We start from the raw sequence: 15,325 nt of genomic DNA, 5'->3' as shown, positions 1-15,325 counted from the left end.
GAAGTGCCCTGATTAGCGACGTACGAACTGGACTGACTCGGAGGAGATAAAGAAAACACGATGAACGGAGTGAATTGATGTTGCCTTATCGTACGGAGAGGAAGGAAGTTGCGCTAGTCGCTGGGCACTGGAACTGGACGTATCTCTTGCCATAAACATGATGACAGTCATCATAAAACCCTCGAATTGCTTCCCCACCCGTACCTTTTAGAGAATTCTCCAAGGATACAATGCCACGAACTGCTTTTTGGAGCCCTGTGATCTTGTCCTGAAAGGCATCTATTTGTTTTGTTGATGTTGTAATATTATTCTTGAGACTTTCCACATCCAATACTTTCAAGTAAGCTCCCCCCTTTGCCCTCCACTACTTTTGGTGAATGGAAGTAGCTACAGATTCATCCGTTTCCTTCAGGTTTTCCACAGCTTGAACAGTTGCTTGAGCATTATCCAGTAAGAGTGTTTGATAGGATGTGACAAGTTCTTCAAAAGTTTTCTTCATTGCTTCTAATTTATCTACCATTTCAAGTGAATTGTCGCCTTTCATTTCCGCAAACGATACTTCAAATCCTTGGATAGATGTTTTTAATTCCTCCAGCGCTTTTTCAACGGGGGCGCTGGCTAACTTTATTTCTGTGCTCATTCCTTCGTTAACTCCTCTCTCTTCTGCTCAAATAAAGCATCAATATTTGTCTGCAAAGAAGAAACCGTCCGCTCCCATCCGGCGATTTCCTCCTCAATGGCCTTCATTTCACGCTGTAGTTCTCCCATTGTTGCGCTCATCTGTTCATTCGGTATAGCCATATAGCTGACATGGAGCTGCTCTTTACGAAAATTATCAAAAGCTGTCGCTAATTCCCCGTGCCATGTGGTTGTACCCAGCTCGGGTTGCATGCACAAGCTCTTCTTATCCACAAAATCACTTTTACAAGCCGTTAATTTTGTAGCTGTTTGCTGTAGCCGAGCAAGATCCTTTTTTCTTTCCTCTATTCGCTGTTCAAGCAAATGGACGGAACCCTGCAAACTTAAAATTTGGATGCTAATCCATAAAAGAATACTCATTTATTTCTGCCCCCATCCGTGCAATTAGGTATAAATATGCATACATTTTTTCTCAGATACTATTATTATACGTAAAATGGGAAATTTTTCTAAGATTAAAAAGTACCTCTTTTTAGAGAAAATATGTAATTCCACAAGTAAATGTAGTTAGAAAGTCCTAACACTTCTATTTGGATTCTTTGTACCATTTTACTGCCTTTGCTTCTATTTCTTTTACAAAATCATTTTTCCCCTCTATATACCTTTCCATATCAGTGGGAAATTGTGTTGCCAAGTGCTGCTTTAGATTTCCATAGCTTTCGCTTATAGCCGGATTTACTCGCAAGTAATCTCTGAATGCCAGATGTCTTATCGCTTCGGGGCTATCGATTTCAAAAATGTGAACATGATGAGTTCGGTCTTCTCCTCCTTTACGAAAAAACCGGCGCATCGGTATGCCGTATTCTCCCATCGGCTCGTATCCAATACGCTGCATTCCCTCATTATATGTATCTACTAGAGTGATATTCTCTACTACTGGCATGATATCGATAATAGGCTTGGCTTTTAGACCAGGTACAGATGTACTCCCAATATGATAGATATGCACTAACAGATCTCCGAAAATTTGTTGTAGCTTTATTGCTTCTTCATTAAACTTGTCTGCCCATGTTGGATTATAGGGACATACTTGTACTTTTCTCATTGTAATTACTCCTTTTACGCATTAGTTTGTCTCTTATTCTTTTCTATTTTTCTCCGAGTATACATTGTACCTTTTAGTTTCTGTTTTCATTGTATAATATAGTAGTTAAATAATGGAGGTTGGAACATGCGCTATATTATCTTTTTATTAGTTGAAGTCATCATTTTTAGCAGTATTATTCTTGTTCAATTCTTTTTATCTCCATATATTGGTGCACCTTTTTCAGTAATCGATATCATTGCTGGCATTATGATTCTTTTTCTTCTGGGTTTGCTCTTCTATTTCTTAACAATTTTATTTCAGAAAAAAATGCAATCGATACCAATAAAAATAAAAATAGTTCTATCGATCCCATGCTTTCTTCTAACATCATTGGCTCTCGGCATTGGTCTAAGTTTTTTAGGCATCGGCTAATATGAAAGTGATGCTTGGTACATTTGCCCTCCCTTCTGCATAAAATAGGGTGATGAAAATTGTGAAGGGATGATAATATGCATCATTATTATTACACATGTCCATATATGAACTTTACTAATCTACCAATTGATTACACCAGACAATACGGTTATCCTGCCTATCCACACGGTTATGTACCATTCGTACCAAATGACAACTTACCATTAGAGGAAACACGCTTAAAGGATTATGGAAAACAACCGTATGTAATTAATATTGAGGAGGCAGCAAAGAGGAATAATAACTTCCGCACTGCAATTTGGACTGGAGATAACTTACAGGTAACTGTGATGAGTATTCCTGTGGGCGGCGATGTAGGATTAGAAGTCCATCCAGATGTAGATCAGTTTTTACGAATTGAGGAAGGGCAAGGCGTTGTTCAAATGGGCAACACGGAAAGCAACTTGAATTTTCAACGACAGGTTACTGAGGATTATGCTATTATGGTGCCTGCCGGGAAATGGCATAATCTAATAAATACAGGAAACATACCATTAAAGCTGTATACAATATACGCCCCGCCTGAGCACCCATTCGGCACAATCCATCGTACACAAGAAGAGTCGATGGCAGCAGAAAATTACTAATCATCTGATGTAAAAAACATCAATCCTTAGCGATTGATGTTTTTTCATTTTCCCCCTTCAGCTTATGGTAAAATATAACATATAAAGAAATAGAATAACTGTTTAAAGGGGGGGAATTATATGCGCGTGCTGCTGGAGCTTTTCCGTATCATCCTTATTTTTGGCTTGCTTGGTGGATTAATCTGGGAAATAATTAAGAACGTTTACACCCTAAATGAAGCGACCGAATTATACGGTTGGATGGCTGGTTTGGCTATTTATGTGCTTCTATTTATATTATACAGAAATAAATTCCAGTTCTCCGGATGGTATAAAGGAAAAGGCCGGGAAAAGCTTTCGCGAACTGCTACCGGCATTTTATTAGCTTGTGCAGGAATTCTATTTTTACTTCCGTTTGGTTTAGCCTATTATATTGGAATTTGACAAAAGGCTTCGGTAAACGAAGGCACGCAGCTTATAAGTCTATGCCTATTGTGCACTCGCAAACCGAAATATACTCCATCTGCTGCGTTTCGTAAAAGCTGTCTCATTTCGACGTGCTTATGGTAAGCTTTCACATACAATTCCATCCCCATCCCGACCATCTAAACGATGCGGATCTTTTGCGGGGCCACCTGCTGCTTCAAAGAAATCTTGCGCTTGTTGCTGTGTATCAAAATCTCCACAATCTCGGTCTGGTCCGTTTGGATCATATTTCAAAGTACTTGAAGAAGAACCTTTTTCTCCCTCATTGGCTTCATTTTCAGACGCTTTTTCCTCTGTAGAACTGCTATTATTATTCCCAGAAGAATCTTTTTCTGTGCCTCTTCCATAATAAAAGCCATCATCACGGACATAGCCATCACGCGACCATATCCCTTTTTCTTTATTTTTAGCTCTGTTTTGTGCCTTCATATATTCTTGATAATATGTATATGGTGGGTCATATACATAAGCAAGCCTTGCCAGACCTTCCTCCAGCAGCATTTGATTGAACATTTTCCCGTCCACCCAAATGTAAGCTAAAAGCCGACCATATTTATCCCGCTTCGGCCCATCGTACTCTACTTCGATTTGCTTACCAGAAAGCTCTTGCTTGGCAAAGCTGCTCGCCTCGGGGCCAAATGGTTGTACTGGCTTGGATGGGTGTTTGGTTTCCGGTGTATCGACAAGTAAAAGACGCACTGTTTCTTCCTGTCCATTTAATTTTATTTTAACCGTATCCCCATCTACTACTCTCGTCACCTGAGCGTCTGGTCCGTGATCTGCCTGTTTTTGTGGTGTTGCCGTCTTCTTAGCTGACTGCTCTTGCTCCTCTGCTGCAGATTCGTTTTCTTGCTTCACTGACTGCTTTTCTTTAGATGCTTCCTTCTCCTCGTTCTGTGCTGTATCTTGCTCAGATGTAGGTTTTTCTTTCTGTTCTAAGTTCGCTATTTCTTTCTCAGCAGCTTTTTCCGCTTCCAGTTCGTTATTTTCTGCTTTATCAGTCTCCTGCTCTTGAACCTCAGCCTGTTCACTACCAGCAGGAAAAGGCATTGCTCCTGCTGCAATAAGAGAAACGACGAGCACAAGAATTGCCACCTTGCGATTTACGATATGTAGAAGCTTTACATTACCTTTAAATAATGCGATCACTGCTGCCACAAAAGCGATCATCATAATGACTTGTGCACCGTTCCATAATGAATCAACAAGTGACCCTTGAAGCACTACGGGCAATACGCCCAATAGTAAAAAAATATATCCAATACTTGCAATCACTTTCTTCCATGTCGTGTCAGACCGAAAACCTGGCACTTGTTTTATAAAATTCTTCACGTTATGTCCCCCTAAATAATGAAAATATAAATGCTCTCTGATGAAATTGGAGTATCATATGTGATTAGTTTACCAGAAATTACTTTCAACGTGTCCATCGATTACTTTAACAGTTTGCAGTAAACCCTATTTTTTCTTATTCCGTTTATTTTTCAACTTGCAATTCTGTTTTTAACAAGGTAATATATAATTGTGAAATAATTCACAAACCAATCGCTTAAGGGAGGAACTATTTATGAAAGCTGCTGTAGTGAGTGCTAAAAACAAAGGTCGGTTGGAAATTAAGGAAATTGAATTACCGAAGCTAGCACCAGGGCAAGCCCTTGTAGATGTAGAATACTGTGGTGTGTGTCATACTGACTTACACGTTGCGAAAGGCGATTTTGGAGAAGTTCCCGGACGTGTACCAGGCCATGAAGGTATTGGTATTGTTAAAGAAGTTGCAGATGATGTAACAAGCATTAAAGTAGGCGACCGGGTCAGTATTGCTTGGTTTTATAAAGGATGCGGAACATGTGAGTATTGTTTAACTGGTCGAGAAACATTTTGTAGAGATGTTAAAAATGCCGGCTTTACTGTCGACGGAGCCATGGCTGAACAATGTATTGTCGAGGCTGATTATGCTGTAAAAGTTCCAGAAGGATTGGACCCTGCGCAAGCAAGTAGTATAACTTGTGCTGGTGTTACTTGCTATAAAGCAATTAAGGTTGCTGATATAAAACCAGGTCAATGGATTGCGATCTATGGTTGTGGTGGTTTAGGAAACCTAGCGATCCAGTATGCTAAAAATGTATTTAACGCAAAGGTAATTGCTGTTGATATTAATGATGATAAGTTAGAGTTAGCTAAAGAAATAGGTTCAGATCTTGTTTGCAATCCGCTTACAGATGGAGATGCAGGTGATTGGATTCAGGAAAAAGTCGGTGGAGCACATGCTGCAGTTGTAACCGCCGTTTCCAAGGTTGCTTTTAACCAAGCTGTTAATTCTGTCCGTGCTACATCCAAAGTGGTTGCCGTAGGTCTTCCACCTGAAACAATGGACTTGGAAATTGTAAAAACGGTATTAGATGGTATCCAGGTAGTAGGATCTCTTGTAGGGACAAGAAAAGATTTACAAGAGGCATTCCAATTTGGGGCTGAAGGGAAGGTCATTCCTATTGTAGAAACCAGATGCCTGCATGAGGTTAATGATATTTTTGAAGAAATGGAACAAGGTAAAATTCAAGGAAGAATGGTTATTGATATGCACAAGAAATAAACGATAGACTAAAGGAACCTGCTGTGTTCAGGTTCCTTTAATCTATCGTTGATCACTCACCGTCACTTTCGACCAAATTGAGGTCCAGTCCTTTTCTCTTATTCTTTTCTCATAAATAGCCATACGCTCTTTTGTCTCTAGAAAATATGGAGTTGGGTTTACTTCCATCTTCAGTACGTCAGTGAGCCCCCAGGGTGCAGCCAAGACAACCTCATTTTCCTCATCCAGCTTCAGTCCAAGTGCCGTTACTGTTTCGGGAAATTTAGAAATAGCATCCTCAGCAGAAGTATAGGCAGGAATCTGATTCACCATATGCATTCTTGCTTCATTTTTAACCGACCAAGGAATATGGGGCATCAAACTAATTAATTTTTCCTCCAGCTGCTTTTCTATCTGCTCATCCAACTGGTTTGGATTAAAATAAATAACATCTACATCCGCGGTACGTGTTGGTTCATCATACCCACTTAATGCATCCCAAATTTTTGCTCGAATGTAGCCAGCACAAACCCACCAATCCGGTAAATTTAATGTCTTTACCACCTGCAGTATTTCCTTCACTTCTCTATCTGAATTCAATAAATGTACAATATCCTCTTTGGATTTTAGCATTTGCTTCCCCTTTTCCTAAACTGACTAATAAAGCCATACCTCAAAGCCTTTACTATTTATTATTATAAGTACCGCAACCAAGAAGATAATATAAACCCCTATCATGCTGATTGTGTAAACATATTGCCTTTGATTACTAGCATACTTCCACTCCATAAATGCCCGCAGGCCCTCAGAGAGAAAAATCAGTAAAAATATAAGCGTCCATGGTGCCAAGTACCAAAAATCACTCATGTCTCGGCTCACATTTATAAATAAGGAGACAACCATTAGACTAAAAACAACAATACGGAGAGTCCAATCCCATTTTTTATGTTGTTCATTTAGATGATTATGAGAAAAACTCTTTCGCTTCTCTACTTTAAAGACTTTCCGCATGAGTCTATCAATACCAGCGAGGAATAACCCGATTAAAATCATGAATAGAATAAACTTCCACCAATCAAATTCAATGTATTCCATTATCCTCCTCCTTCACAGTTTTATATTGAGCCGAGACACGCGGAGCGCTAACCGCGACATAGTGAGCTCTAATCGAGACACACGATGCTCTTGCCGAGACATATCCCATTCAAAACGAGACTGTCTATCCAGCAACCGCGACACAGTAACGGCTAACCGAGACAACGCCTTTACCAACCGCGACAAAATAGTCTCCAACCGAGACACCGACTCCCCCATCCGAGTCAGAGCCTCCCACCAACTTCCCTATCTTTCGGCAGCTACAGGCATATATTTTGTGAAATAAGCACCTAGCATGAGGAAGATAACGGTGAGCGTCCAATTCACTATCCCCATAAAATTGACCCAATAAGCGAGCAAATTTGTAATTGCAATAAGATAGAAGCTTATAGGTGTGAGCAGCGTCTTCCAACCGATAATACCATTTTTCTTTCTCTTGTGAATCAGATAATTAATAGAAATTAAAAGAGCAATAAGTAAAATAACAGACAAAATGGTTGGCACTTGAAAATCCCTCCTTTTTAACAGACTTAAACATCATTGGCTTTCATCTTAATTAACCCGTTACTACAGCATATTTTTTCACTTTATCTTCTTTATCAAAATCAATGACTAACCATTCACTATCAATAGAAATTAGCCCTCGCTCGTTTCCAAGATGATAAACGATATTATTATCATTTTTAAAATACTCTGTAATAGTCGGCTCCCCTAGAAGGGTGACAACTTCTTCCCTTGTTTTTCCATCGATCTCATGGTCAGTTAATAAATCGTCCACCATGTACACTCTTTTTCCCGTGTCGTCCTGCATCCATTTTTCAGAAGTGAAGTGCGTCTCACCTTCATTAACACCGAGCATGATCATATAGATTAGAACAGGAGCACTTCCAATGAGGGCAATTCCCGCAAAGGTGCTTTTTTGCTTCCTTCTTCTGTTTTGCTCTGTTTTCTTCCATAAAGACCACTGAAATAAAAGGAAAGCAATAAATGGAAGCATAATAAAACTTATACTAACTACATTGTACGTTGAATGCATAAGATGAATGAAAAGAATATATCCAACCTGCAGAAGAAGATAGAATCCCCCATAAAAATAAAAAATTCGCCATAACTGGTTTGGCTTTTGTTGCATAATCATCCCCCCAATACTTCTTTATTAAAAAAAAGTAAAGCACAGGCTCATCTCTCTTCCTAATCAAACACAGCTGCTTTGTTTGGGTCCTTCGAAAATTCAAACAGCATCTTAATCTGCTTTTCTGTATTTCTACCTGTTGAAAGAGTTGGCAGGTCGTCTTCAGCAAAGAATTTCACATCTTTTGTTTCTATTCCTGTTTCAGCCTTACCTCCAGCTAATTCACAATGCATAAAAATTTTGTAATAATGATAAGGTTGGACTGGGTGGTCATGTTTATTCATATCCAGTAAAGCAACTAATTTCCTCGCATGTGTTTCGTAGCCTGACTCTTCCTTTATTTCTTTCACTACATTTTCAGCTGGTGAAATACCTACATCACAAAAACCACCAGGCAATGACCATTTATTATCCACTTTTTCCTTTACTAGCAAAATTTTATTATCCTTAAAAACAGCCCCGCGAATATCCACTTTAGGAGTTTGATAGCCTGTTTCATTTGTAAATAGTTCTTTAATCTTTTCCATTTCCAGGTCCGTATACTCTTCTATAATTTCGGCACTGATCTCTCTTAACTCTTCATACCTCTCAATATCATATATATCCTTTGAAAAAGTTAATCCAGCTTGAGAGAGGGATTGAATCCGTTTCGCCCATTCCAGCCATTTATCACTCATATCAATCACCTTTTTCTACAAAATGTAAAAACTTCCAGTAAATAAAACATTCCCATTCGGATTGCCCGAAAATTATTAGTCCCACTTACTCTCTAATTCTCTCTCAATTTCTTCGTTACTTATCTTGTCTCCCTCTTCCTCTTCTTTAATATGAAAATGATTGGCGATCCCAGCCAATTGGTCCCTTAAGCTTAGCAATAAATAAATCCCATAAAATAGACACCCGGCGATAATTCCAAATGCAATAATTCCACCAGGTAATCCCAGCATAAATAAAATAAGGCCCAGAAGCGTGCTTACTAAAATAGACACTATTAATTTCATATGTATAACCTCCTTACTACACTCGCCACAGTCTACTAACCCTACGATAAAAAAACAAGCCCTATAGTATTTAGCTAGAGTTGGAATAACGAGATCGTCAAGTTGATTTTTCACTCTTATGCCAAAAAATCACAAACGAACTTTTCTTTCTTGTCTGTATTCCTTCCATGCTTTTATTATTTGATACCCATCGGAAGACATACCACTGTAAGCCTTATACCAGGTGGGATAAATAATTGGGACCGCTGTACAAAGGAATTGCCATGCATTCACAATTGCTATTGCTGTTACGAAATTTTTAAGTTGATATGGAAAGTCAAAAAACAGCAAAAAAATGGAAGCAAAAACAATCAAAAGGGACATAGCAGGACCTCCGGCAGAAATAGCGATTCGCTGCATAGCATTTAACTTGTTATAGTTTTTAATAGAACAAAAGCCAAAATATGCCCACTTAATATGGAAATCCATCCTACCAATATGAAACGTCTTTGTATTACTCGGCTCAATTGGACCGAGAAAAACCATTGCCCGCTCTTTTGAAATCAGTATGCCACCTATTCCATGTCCAATCTCGTGAAGCAACGTCGTTAATGGTAGCACCACTATCCAGAATATAACTATTAGTACGATCTCTATAGCTTCAAATCCCATCATGCTTCCTCCCCTCAATCCTCCACATTCCATCAAACAGCAAATACGTAACAAATCAGATGAAACGACAATATCTCAAGGAAATAAAATTCTCCCCTTCTTCATTTCCGTACCCTCGTTTTTCATATTGGAAGGTAAACCCTTTTGCTTCATAAAAAGGGATACCCATTGTATTTCCTTTTTGGACGGAAACCCATTGCTTACTGGCTCCAAAACTTTTCTGTTGCGCAGTAATCGCATTCAATATTTGCGTGCCCATTCCTTCATTTTTCCTATCGGGATCCATATATAATACATAGACCTCTCCAGTAGCCTTATCAATCATGCCTCCACCACCAGCGCCTAACACCTTGTCACCATTGACAGCGACAAAATAGCCACCCCAATATCTGTTAGTTTCCTTCACTTCTTTTAAAATGCGATTTGTATTATAAAACTCGTCCACGATTCTATGTATGTAACCCTCAGGGTGTGAAGAACCATACGTTGCCCAGTAACCATCCGTACATACTTTTGCTATCCCGTCAACATGGCTTTCGTTTGCTTTTATAACTTCTATTTCCACTTTTTCCACTTCCTTCTATCAATAGTTGGGAAGCCATCTACCACACCCTGCTTATTTTGCATTCAGAAAATAAACCAGGTTGTCTGTCCACTCCTCGAATTCATAGATAAATCCTTTTCTAGTACATTCAAATTCCATTCCTGCACTTTCCGCTAATTTGATGGATGGTTTGTTATCAATATTTATATGTGCTTCTATACGATGAAAATGGAGTTCTTTAAACGCAAGTCTCAATGCTTCTTTAACTGCTTCCTTACCATAGCCGTTTCTCCAATATTGGTTATGAATGGTGTAACCGAGAAGCCCCCATTGGAATTCGTCTCTCATTAGGGTACTTAGCTCAACCTTACCAATATGCTTGTGATCAGATTTTCGAAAGACACCAAAAACATAAGCCTCATCTCGATCAGCTAATTGTTGAAGCTTGGCAATTACATCTTCATTAAATTTTTGTGGCGTCCAACCATGCATATCCATCTTATTTCCATCGTATTTATGCTGGGAAGGAAGTCTGTTTCGAAAACCTTCCATCCAGCGTTCATAATCCTGGTTTTGAAGTGGTCGAATTATCAATCTATCTGTTTCTGATTTAATATTGTGTATTTCTGGCTTCAATAAAACATCTCCCTAGTGTGAATTTCTCTATAATTCCCCTTTTAAAATTTCCTTTTTTCAACAAAACTAATTTAAAAACCCTTTTATATCCGCTAAAAGAGATGCATCGCTCCAATGTACGTAATGGCCACTTTTCACTGGGCGATAAATGATTGGCAATCGATCATTTCTTTGAATCTTTTTTATGTATTTACATGTATTTTCTTGCTCCTCCATATCAACACCTGTAAATGTGGCATATGCCAAATAGGTAGGTACCTTAATATGTTTAAGCAATCTCGGAATATTAAGATTGTAGTAACCAAACAGAAGATTTAATCCATCTGTCGTCATGTTTACGTTTTCTTTCAGAGCTTTTCTCACATAAGAACTTTCATCAATAGCAACCAGCTCACAAAACTGTTTCACACGTTTATCAAAATCTTCATCTTCCTCATTTGAACTTGCAAACAATGGTCTCAGTAGTTTTAGAAATGAATTTCCAAATAGTGCCGCCATGACGTTTAATACAGGAAAGGAATAGGCAAAAACACCAAATTCTGTCTTAGGGATTCTTGGCATAGGCTTGTGACCTTGATCAAGCAGAACAAGCTTCTTTATTTTTTCCGGATAATGTTTTGCGAAGGCTAACAAAATTCCTCCTCCTAAGGAATGACCTATAAAGCTTGCTTTATCAATATTTTTTTGATCCAAATACGCTTTTAACCATTTTGCCATAGCTAGTGAAGTGACTCTACCTTGTATCCCGAGTCCCCTGCCAAACCCTGGCAAGTCCAACATATGGGTCTCGAAATTATCTTGCAGATAGTCAGCGATAATAAGCCCTTCATTCCCTGTAAAACCAGCTGCAGGAAGAAAAATCAATTTATCTCCCTTTCCTATTATTTCTGAATAATAATCATACAAAATAGCATTTTCCATCCTTATCTGACCACCTATTTAACAGTAATTTCCCTAATTTTTTAACCTACTTCTATATTTTTTCATAAATTTCGATTAGTGAGCCTGCAGGATCTCTAAAGTGAGCTACCTTAATCCCCCATTCCTTTTGATCCGTAGGTGTTGTAATAAACTTCACCCTGCTATTCAATTCTTGATATGTCTCTTCAACGTTTTTTACTTTAAAAATTAGAGCTGTTCTATCAACCTGCTCAGCATTCGAAGTATAATCCTCTCCTAAGGCTTCTACCATCTGTTTACAATCAAAAACACCCAGGGTAGCACTATTAAATTTGAAGTCAGCATAATTAGAATTTTCGTCTCCCCAAGTGACCTCAAATCCTAATACATCTCTATAAAACAAAAAGCATTCTCTGTAATTATCTACAAGTAACCGAGTGTGGGTAAATTCCAATAAAAGCACCTCATCTTTTTTACATTCATTTAAATTAGACCTTATAACGAAGAGGAAAAATTTTTGTTCATGTCCCTGTTTTCAATGAAATTTTTAATTACTATACTATTAATTTAACTTTAACATAAAAGGTAATATTTAGAATCCGCATTAAATCTTATACTTCTTAGAGATAATTTCCAAATACAGGTTAAGGATCTCCTCTTTACCTCGTTACTTATTATGTGACTGTGACATTGTAGGTTTAGGTATCCGAATTAAAAGGAAACACTTTTGTACACTTTTATTAACTATGCTCAAATTCAACCGTCGATTTTACCTATTTTAGTTACATTCTATTTCTAATAGAAGAACAATCGAAGGAGGTACAAGATGAAATACACAGGTGTAGGATTGGTTATGCTGGCAGCTATATGCTGGGGCATAAGTGGGGGAATTGCCGATATTTTAATGACGAGAGGCTGGAATCCTATTGTAATTTCATTTTACAGAGGAGCTATTGGGTTTATATGCTTTTTCGCATGGTTTATCTTTCGTTTTAGAGAAAATAAGAGCACATCCAGTCGTCTATACTTATGGTCCATAGTTGCTGGTATTGGTGTAGCAGGAAATTTCACGCTTTACTTTCTTAGTATCGAATCTTCAAACGTGGCCGTTGCAGCTACATTAATGTACACTGCACCTGTGTTTGTTCTATTAATCTCTTTTTTTCTACGTATAGAACGCTCCTCTTGGTTTAAATGGGGATGCATTTTTAGTGTGCTTGTAGGAATAATTTTACTTACAGGCACCTACAATACCAATTCAGGGGCAGTAAGTTTTCTCGGATTGGCAGCTGGGCTTTCTGCGGGTCTATCATATACTTTGTTTATATTCGGTTTTAAAAATGCCTCTTCCATAGGTAAACCGCAGACTACGTTAACCCTCGCCTTTTTTTCATTTTGTCTCATTCTTTTTCTATTTGTTGATAAAAATGAAGCCGCTACTGTATTGACGTCTGTCGATATAGGTTTGTTTCTTTTACTTGGAATCTTGGGTGCCGGAATTTCATTTATATTTTATGTAATTGGGATACGTAAGACTGCCCCTACAACTGCTTCAATGGTTGCCATGGTAGAACCAGTAACAGCTTCATTATTTGGTGTCTTGCTGTTAGGAGATCAACTGACTCTCATTCAATTTTTTGGAATGGTAATTATCCTAGCTACAATCACTATCCTTAGTGTAAAACAGTCTAATTGAGGGAGTCTAAAAAGTGTAAGTACTTACTTAACAACTTATAATCTACACTTCACTTAGGGGGAGATGAGCCTATATTGCAACGGCTTTGCAACAGACTTAGCCAATCTCCTCTTTCTAAAGGCTAATTCTTTCTGCGCCCTTGACTGTTTATTTCTCCGTTTCATGTAAAAACCTCGCTGTATGAATCGTTATGTATCTATGCGTACCTGCAATATCCTTCCCATCTATCAGTCTTTTTCTGGCAACTTTTCCATCAACACTAATATAGCGTTGCTAATGGACCGAGTAATAAAGAAATGAGAAACCAATTCAGACCCGATCTATTTTTACCTTGTGCCAATCCAGCATTAATAAGCATTAGCGTTCCCCAACCAACGAAATATTGATCTTCCACTGTATTCCTCCTCTGGCTATTCTTTTCTGAAGCTTTTACTATTGGCGCTTTTTAGATGGCTCTGTTGTTACATAGGTCTGTGCAATTAAATCATGAATGGTACGCTTATCTTCTCTTATACCGATCATAAACGCACTTATGATTAAACCTATTCCCAATGTTAAAATGTAGATGATACCTCCCAAAATATCTCTTAGTAGCATCGTACCAATACCGACCTTTTTTCCATCTACCCTAACAATACGATTGCCCGCCATTCTTCTACCTAGAGTGTATCCATACCAGATGATGGGTAATAAAATACCATATATTAGCCCTGCATAATCAATTGGATAGATGATTTCAGAATCATAGAATTTCCCATAAATAAAGTACGAAATAATTCCAACACCTATAAAAATAATCAGTGAATCTAAAACTCTTGCTAAAAATCTATTTTGAAAGCCTGCTGGATTAGTAATAGTCATATCTATATCTTCCTCCTTTTTTCATAAATTTATTTTTATGTCTCACTATCCTTAATCATCCAAACGGATAGAGCAGCTTAATGAATAGGAATACTAGCAAAGTAAGAACTCCAAACTTTAACGTGTTTATATATCTGCCTTCTTTTCTCGTTTTACTAGTAGCTACATCCCATCCAATCTTCATAAAAATAATTGCCATCACTGTAGGTATGCTATACAAAGCTTCCTCTGGAAGTAATGCTGCTCTACTAATGAATATCAAAATTAATATAGCTCCAAAAAGCATTGTGGTGTCACCATATGTTTTTTTATTAAAAAAGTCCCATCCTATTTTAAGTAAATATAGTAAAATAACTGCATAAACACTATAAATCTTGTCAATCTCCATGTAATTAATTATCAGAGATACAATCCAAAGTAAAATTGCTGTTACTAATAATTCTTTTTCAGTTTGCTTCATTCTACTACTCCCCATGCTCCAACTAAACTGCTTACTCACTAGAAAATTCAATGGTTTCTTCAAAGCTTTCACCTGCAACAGTCTCCCACATCACTGTTATTGTTATGTCCCCGACTTTATCAGGTAACACATCAACATTGTCATCAGGCAGACTAACGGACAATTGGAAAGTGGTCTCCTCTTCTTTTATATTTCTTCTATTACCAGATCCACCTACACTAAATGTTTCGGGATAGTTGATTTCATAAGAAAGACTCTTCAGTTGCTCACTGTCAATGTATTCCATTTCCCCCTTTCCTACTTGCTCGTTTTCACCTATTTCATAGGCTATCCTTGAGCTCCAATTTTGGCTCTCTCCATGAACATTTATCACCTTCTGATCAGAGCAACCGACGGTGAATAACAGGGGTAGTAATACAAAAGTTGAAATTAATTTTCCACCCATATCCAAACCTCCTTTAGGTTGGTTAGATAATAAAGTGTTCTCTTATCTTAAAAAAGTTACCGGGTAATAGTTAACATTTTAAA

At 37.9% G+C, this 15,325-nt stretch carries 25 protein-coding genes; 5 read left to right on the top strand and 20 right to left on the bottom strand.

The window, feature by feature from the left end:
- Positions 1–85: 85 nt before the first annotated feature.
- From JCM12304_RS04255 to JCM12304_RS04240, 4 genes are all read right to left on the bottom strand, one after another.
- Positions 86–340: a T7SS effector LXG polymorphic toxin gene (locus JCM12304_RS04255; protein WP_060678669.1), complete on the bottom strand. Its 255-nt coding sequence runs from the start codon at positions 338–340 to the stop codon at positions 86–88.
- A 24-nt stretch (positions 341–364) separates the two neighbouring features.
- Positions 365–640: a YwqI/YxiC family protein gene (locus JCM12304_RS04250; protein ID WP_060678668.1), complete on the bottom strand. Its 276-nt coding sequence runs from the start codon at positions 638–640 to the stop codon at positions 365–367.
- Positions 637–1,059 carry a YwqH-like family protein gene (locus JCM12304_RS04245; protein ID WP_060678667.1) on the bottom strand — a complete coding sequence of 141 codons (423 nt, stop codon included), beginning with the start codon at positions 1,057–1,059 and terminating at the stop codon, positions 637–639. Before JCM12304_RS04245 ends, JCM12304_RS04250 begins: the two co-directional genes overlap by 4 nt.
- A gap of 166 nt (positions 1,060–1,225) precedes the next feature.
- Positions 1,226–1,744: a GrpB family protein gene (locus tag JCM12304_RS04240; RefSeq protein WP_060678666.1), complete on the bottom strand. Its 519-nt coding sequence runs from the start codon at positions 1,742–1,744 to the stop codon at positions 1,226–1,228.
- A 126-nt stretch (positions 1,745–1,870) separates the two neighbouring features.
- Between JCM12304_RS04240 and JCM12304_RS04235 the strand changes: the two genes are divergently transcribed.
- The 3 genes from JCM12304_RS04235 (at position 1,871) to JCM12304_RS04225 (ending at position 3,210) form a co-directional block, all read left to right on the top strand.
- Complete coding sequence (locus JCM12304_RS04235) at positions 1,871–2,158, top strand: hypothetical protein (RefSeq protein ID WP_060678665.1); 288 nt, start codon at positions 1,871–1,873, stop codon at positions 2,156–2,158.
- 107 nt (positions 2,159–2,265) lie between these two features.
- Positions 2,266–2,787: a cupin domain-containing protein gene (locus JCM12304_RS04230; protein WP_369813132.1), complete on the top strand. Its 522-nt coding sequence runs from the start codon at positions 2,266–2,268 to the stop codon at positions 2,785–2,787.
- A gap of 120 nt (positions 2,788–2,907) precedes the next feature.
- Positions 2,908–3,210, top strand: coding sequence for a hypothetical protein (locus JCM12304_RS04225; RefSeq protein WP_019375634.1), 303 nt, complete (start codon positions 2,908–2,910; stop codon positions 3,208–3,210).
- A gap of 117 nt (positions 3,211–3,327) precedes the next feature.
- On the opposite strand, the gene JCM12304_RS19485 is transcribed toward JCM12304_RS04225, so the two are convergent.
- Positions 3,328–4,584, bottom strand: coding sequence for a thermonuclease family protein (locus JCM12304_RS19485; protein ID WP_060678663.1), 1,257 nt, complete (start codon positions 4,582–4,584; stop codon positions 3,328–3,330).
- A 235-nt stretch (positions 4,585–4,819) separates the two neighbouring features.
- Between JCM12304_RS19485 and adhP the strand changes: the two genes are divergently transcribed.
- Positions 4,820–5,842 carry an alcohol dehydrogenase AdhP gene (gene adhP / locus JCM12304_RS04215; RefSeq protein ID WP_060678662.1) on the top strand — a complete coding sequence of 341 codons (1,023 nt, stop codon included), beginning with the start codon at positions 4,820–4,822 and terminating at the stop codon, positions 5,840–5,842.
- 42 nt (positions 5,843–5,884) lie between these two features.
- Here the strand turns inward: adhP and JCM12304_RS04210 are convergent, their stop codons facing one another.
- The 11 genes from JCM12304_RS04210 to JCM12304_RS04160 form a co-directional block, all read right to left on the bottom strand.
- Entirely contained in the window at positions 5,885–6,454 is a 570-nt protein-coding gene (locus tag JCM12304_RS04210) for a nucleotidyltransferase family protein (RefSeq protein ID WP_060678661.1), read from the bottom strand.
- A 24-nt stretch (positions 6,455–6,478) separates the two neighbouring features.
- Complete coding sequence (locus JCM12304_RS04205) at positions 6,479–6,916, bottom strand: DUF4181 domain-containing protein (RefSeq protein WP_060678660.1); 438 nt, start codon at positions 6,914–6,916, stop codon at positions 6,479–6,481.
- 246 nt (positions 6,917–7,162) lie between these two features.
- Positions 7,163–7,420, bottom strand: a complete 258-nt coding sequence (locus JCM12304_RS04200; RefSeq protein ID WP_060678659.1) for a hypothetical protein — start codon at positions 7,418–7,420, stop codon at positions 7,163–7,165.
- 52 nt (positions 7,421–7,472) lie between these two features.
- Entirely contained in the window at positions 7,473–8,048 is a 576-nt protein-coding gene (gene bamE, locus JCM12304_RS04195; protein WP_060678658.1) for an outer membrane protein assembly factor BamE domain-containing protein, read from the bottom strand.
- A 59-nt stretch (positions 8,049–8,107) separates the two neighbouring features.
- On the bottom strand, positions 8,108–8,725 hold the full coding sequence (locus JCM12304_RS04190; protein ID WP_060678657.1) for an NUDIX hydrolase: 618 nt from the start codon (positions 8,723–8,725) through the stop codon (positions 8,108–8,110).
- Positions 8,726–8,800: 75 nt separating this feature from the next.
- Positions 8,801–9,049, bottom strand: a complete 249-nt coding sequence (locus tag JCM12304_RS04185) for a hypothetical protein (protein ID WP_060678656.1) — start codon at positions 9,047–9,049, stop codon at positions 8,801–8,803.
- A gap of 129 nt (positions 9,050–9,178) precedes the next feature.
- Positions 9,179–9,700, bottom strand: coding sequence for a hypothetical protein (locus JCM12304_RS04180; RefSeq protein ID WP_060678655.1), 522 nt, complete (start codon positions 9,698–9,700; stop codon positions 9,179–9,181).
- Between the two features lie 55 nt (positions 9,701–9,755).
- Positions 9,756–10,265 carry a GNAT family N-acetyltransferase gene (locus JCM12304_RS04175; RefSeq protein ID WP_060678654.1) on the bottom strand — a complete coding sequence of 170 codons (510 nt, stop codon included), beginning with the start codon at positions 10,263–10,265 and terminating at the stop codon, positions 9,756–9,758.
- 51 nt (positions 10,266–10,316) lie between these two features.
- Positions 10,317–10,880, bottom strand: coding sequence for a GNAT family N-acetyltransferase (locus tag JCM12304_RS04170; protein WP_082387973.1), 564 nt, complete (start codon positions 10,878–10,880; stop codon positions 10,317–10,319).
- 66 nt (positions 10,881–10,946) lie between these two features.
- Positions 10,947–11,801 carry an alpha/beta fold hydrolase gene (locus tag JCM12304_RS04165; protein ID WP_256200758.1) on the bottom strand — a complete coding sequence of 285 codons (855 nt, stop codon included), beginning with the start codon at positions 11,799–11,801 and terminating at the stop codon, positions 10,947–10,949.
- A gap of 52 nt (positions 11,802–11,853) precedes the next feature.
- Positions 11,854–12,243, bottom strand: coding sequence for a glyoxalase/bleomycin resistance/extradiol dioxygenase family protein (locus JCM12304_RS04160; protein WP_071648504.1), 390 nt, complete (start codon positions 12,241–12,243; stop codon positions 11,854–11,856).
- 363 nt (positions 12,244–12,606) lie between these two features.
- Between JCM12304_RS04160 and JCM12304_RS04155 the strand changes: the two genes are divergently transcribed.
- Positions 12,607–13,476 carry a DMT family transporter gene (locus JCM12304_RS04155; protein WP_060678651.1) on the top strand — a complete coding sequence of 290 codons (870 nt, stop codon included), beginning with the start codon at positions 12,607–12,609 and terminating at the stop codon, positions 13,474–13,476.
- A gap of 259 nt (positions 13,477–13,735) precedes the next feature.
- On the opposite strand, the gene JCM12304_RS19925 is transcribed toward JCM12304_RS04155, so the two are convergent.
- From JCM12304_RS19925 to JCM12304_RS04140, 4 genes are read right to left on the bottom strand one after another with little or no spacing between them, the layout of a single operon-like run.
- Complete coding sequence (locus JCM12304_RS19925; protein WP_256200757.1) at positions 13,736–13,870, bottom strand: hypothetical protein; 135 nt, start codon at positions 13,868–13,870, stop codon at positions 13,736–13,738.
- A 38-nt stretch (positions 13,871–13,908) separates the two neighbouring features.
- Positions 13,909–14,337 (bottom strand): RDD family protein, encoded by a 429-nt coding sequence (locus JCM12304_RS04150; protein ID WP_060678650.1) that lies wholly within the window; start codon positions 14,335–14,337, stop codon positions 13,909–13,911.
- A gap of 55 nt (positions 14,338–14,392) precedes the next feature.
- Positions 14,393–14,797, bottom strand: coding sequence for a hypothetical protein (locus JCM12304_RS04145; RefSeq protein ID WP_060678649.1), 405 nt, complete (start codon positions 14,795–14,797; stop codon positions 14,393–14,395).
- Positions 14,798–14,828: 31 nt separating this feature from the next.
- Positions 14,829–15,242, bottom strand: coding sequence for a hypothetical protein (locus JCM12304_RS04140; RefSeq protein ID WP_060678648.1), 414 nt, complete (start codon positions 15,240–15,242; stop codon positions 14,829–14,831).
- Between the last annotated feature and the right edge of the window lie 83 nt (positions 15,243–15,325).

The organism is Virgibacillus halodenitrificans JCM 12304 (assembly GCF_001310895.1).
Lineage (GTDB): Bacteria > Bacillota > Bacilli > Bacillales > Amphibacillaceae > Virgibacillus_Q > Virgibacillus_Q halodenitrificans.
The sequence above is the reverse complement of the archived record's forward strand: the minus strand, read 5'-3'. Positions and strand labels throughout refer to the sequence as shown.

Bases quoted from the DNA above. Each gene is read 5' to 3' on its own strand.
- JCM12304_RS04250 (WP_060678668.1), bottom strand. From the start codon at position 640: ATGAGCACAGAAATAAAGTTAGCCAGCGCCCCCGTTGAAAAAGCGCTG.
- JCM12304_RS04245 (WP_060678667.1), bottom strand. From the start codon at position 1,059: ATGAGTATTCTTTTATGGATTAGCATCCAAATTTTAAGTTTGCAGGGT.
- JCM12304_RS04240 (WP_060678666.1), bottom strand. From the start codon at position 1,744: ATGAGAAAAGTACAAGTATGTCCCTATAATCCAACATGGGCAGACAAG.
- JCM12304_RS04235 (WP_060678665.1), top strand. From the start codon at position 1,871: ATGCGCTATATTATCTTTTTATTAGTTGAAGTCATCATTTTTAGCAGT.
- JCM12304_RS04230 (WP_369813132.1), top strand. From the start codon at position 2,266: ATGAACTTTACTAATCTACCAATTGATTACACCAGACAATACGGTTAT.
- JCM12304_RS04225 (WP_019375634.1), top strand. From the start codon at position 2,908: ATGCGCGTGCTGCTGGAGCTTTTCCGTATCATCCTTATTTTTGGCTTG.
- adhP (WP_060678662.1), top strand. From the start codon at position 4,820: ATGAAAGCTGCTGTAGTGAGTGCTAAAAACAAAGGTCGGTTGGAAATT.
- JCM12304_RS04210 (WP_060678661.1), bottom strand. From the start codon at position 6,454: ATGCTAAAATCCAAAGAGGATATTGTACATTTATTGAATTCAGATAGA.
- JCM12304_RS04205 (WP_060678660.1), bottom strand. From the start codon at position 6,916: ATGGAATACATTGAATTTGATTGGTGGAAGTTTATTCTATTCATGATT.
- bamE (WP_060678658.1), bottom strand. From the start codon at position 8,048: ATGCAACAAAAGCCAAACCAGTTATGGCGAATTTTTTATTTTTATGGG.
- JCM12304_RS04190 (WP_060678657.1), bottom strand. From the start codon at position 8,725: ATGAGTGATAAATGGCTGGAATGGGCGAAACGGATTCAATCCCTCTCT.
- JCM12304_RS04185 (WP_060678656.1), bottom strand. From the start codon at position 9,049: ATGAAATTAATAGTGTCTATTTTAGTAAGCACGCTTCTGGGCCTTATT.
- JCM12304_RS04180 (WP_060678655.1), bottom strand. From the start codon at position 9,700: ATGGGATTTGAAGCTATAGAGATCGTACTAATAGTTATATTCTGGATA.
- JCM12304_RS04165 (WP_256200758.1), bottom strand. From the start codon at position 11,801: ATGGAAAATGCTATTTTGTATGATTATTATTCAGAAATAATAGGAAAG.
- JCM12304_RS04155 (WP_060678651.1), top strand. From the start codon at position 12,607: ATGAAATACACAGGTGTAGGATTGGTTATGCTGGCAGCTATATGCTGG.
- JCM12304_RS04150 (WP_060678650.1), bottom strand. From the start codon at position 14,337: ATGACTATTACTAATCCAGCAGGCTTTCAAAATAGATTTTTAGCAAGA.
- JCM12304_RS04145 (WP_060678649.1), bottom strand. From the start codon at position 14,797: ATGAAGCAAACTGAAAAAGAATTATTAGTAACAGCAATTTTACTTTGG.
- JCM12304_RS04140 (WP_060678648.1), bottom strand. From the start codon at position 15,242: ATGGGTGGAAAATTAATTTCAACTTTTGTATTACTACCCCTGTTATTC.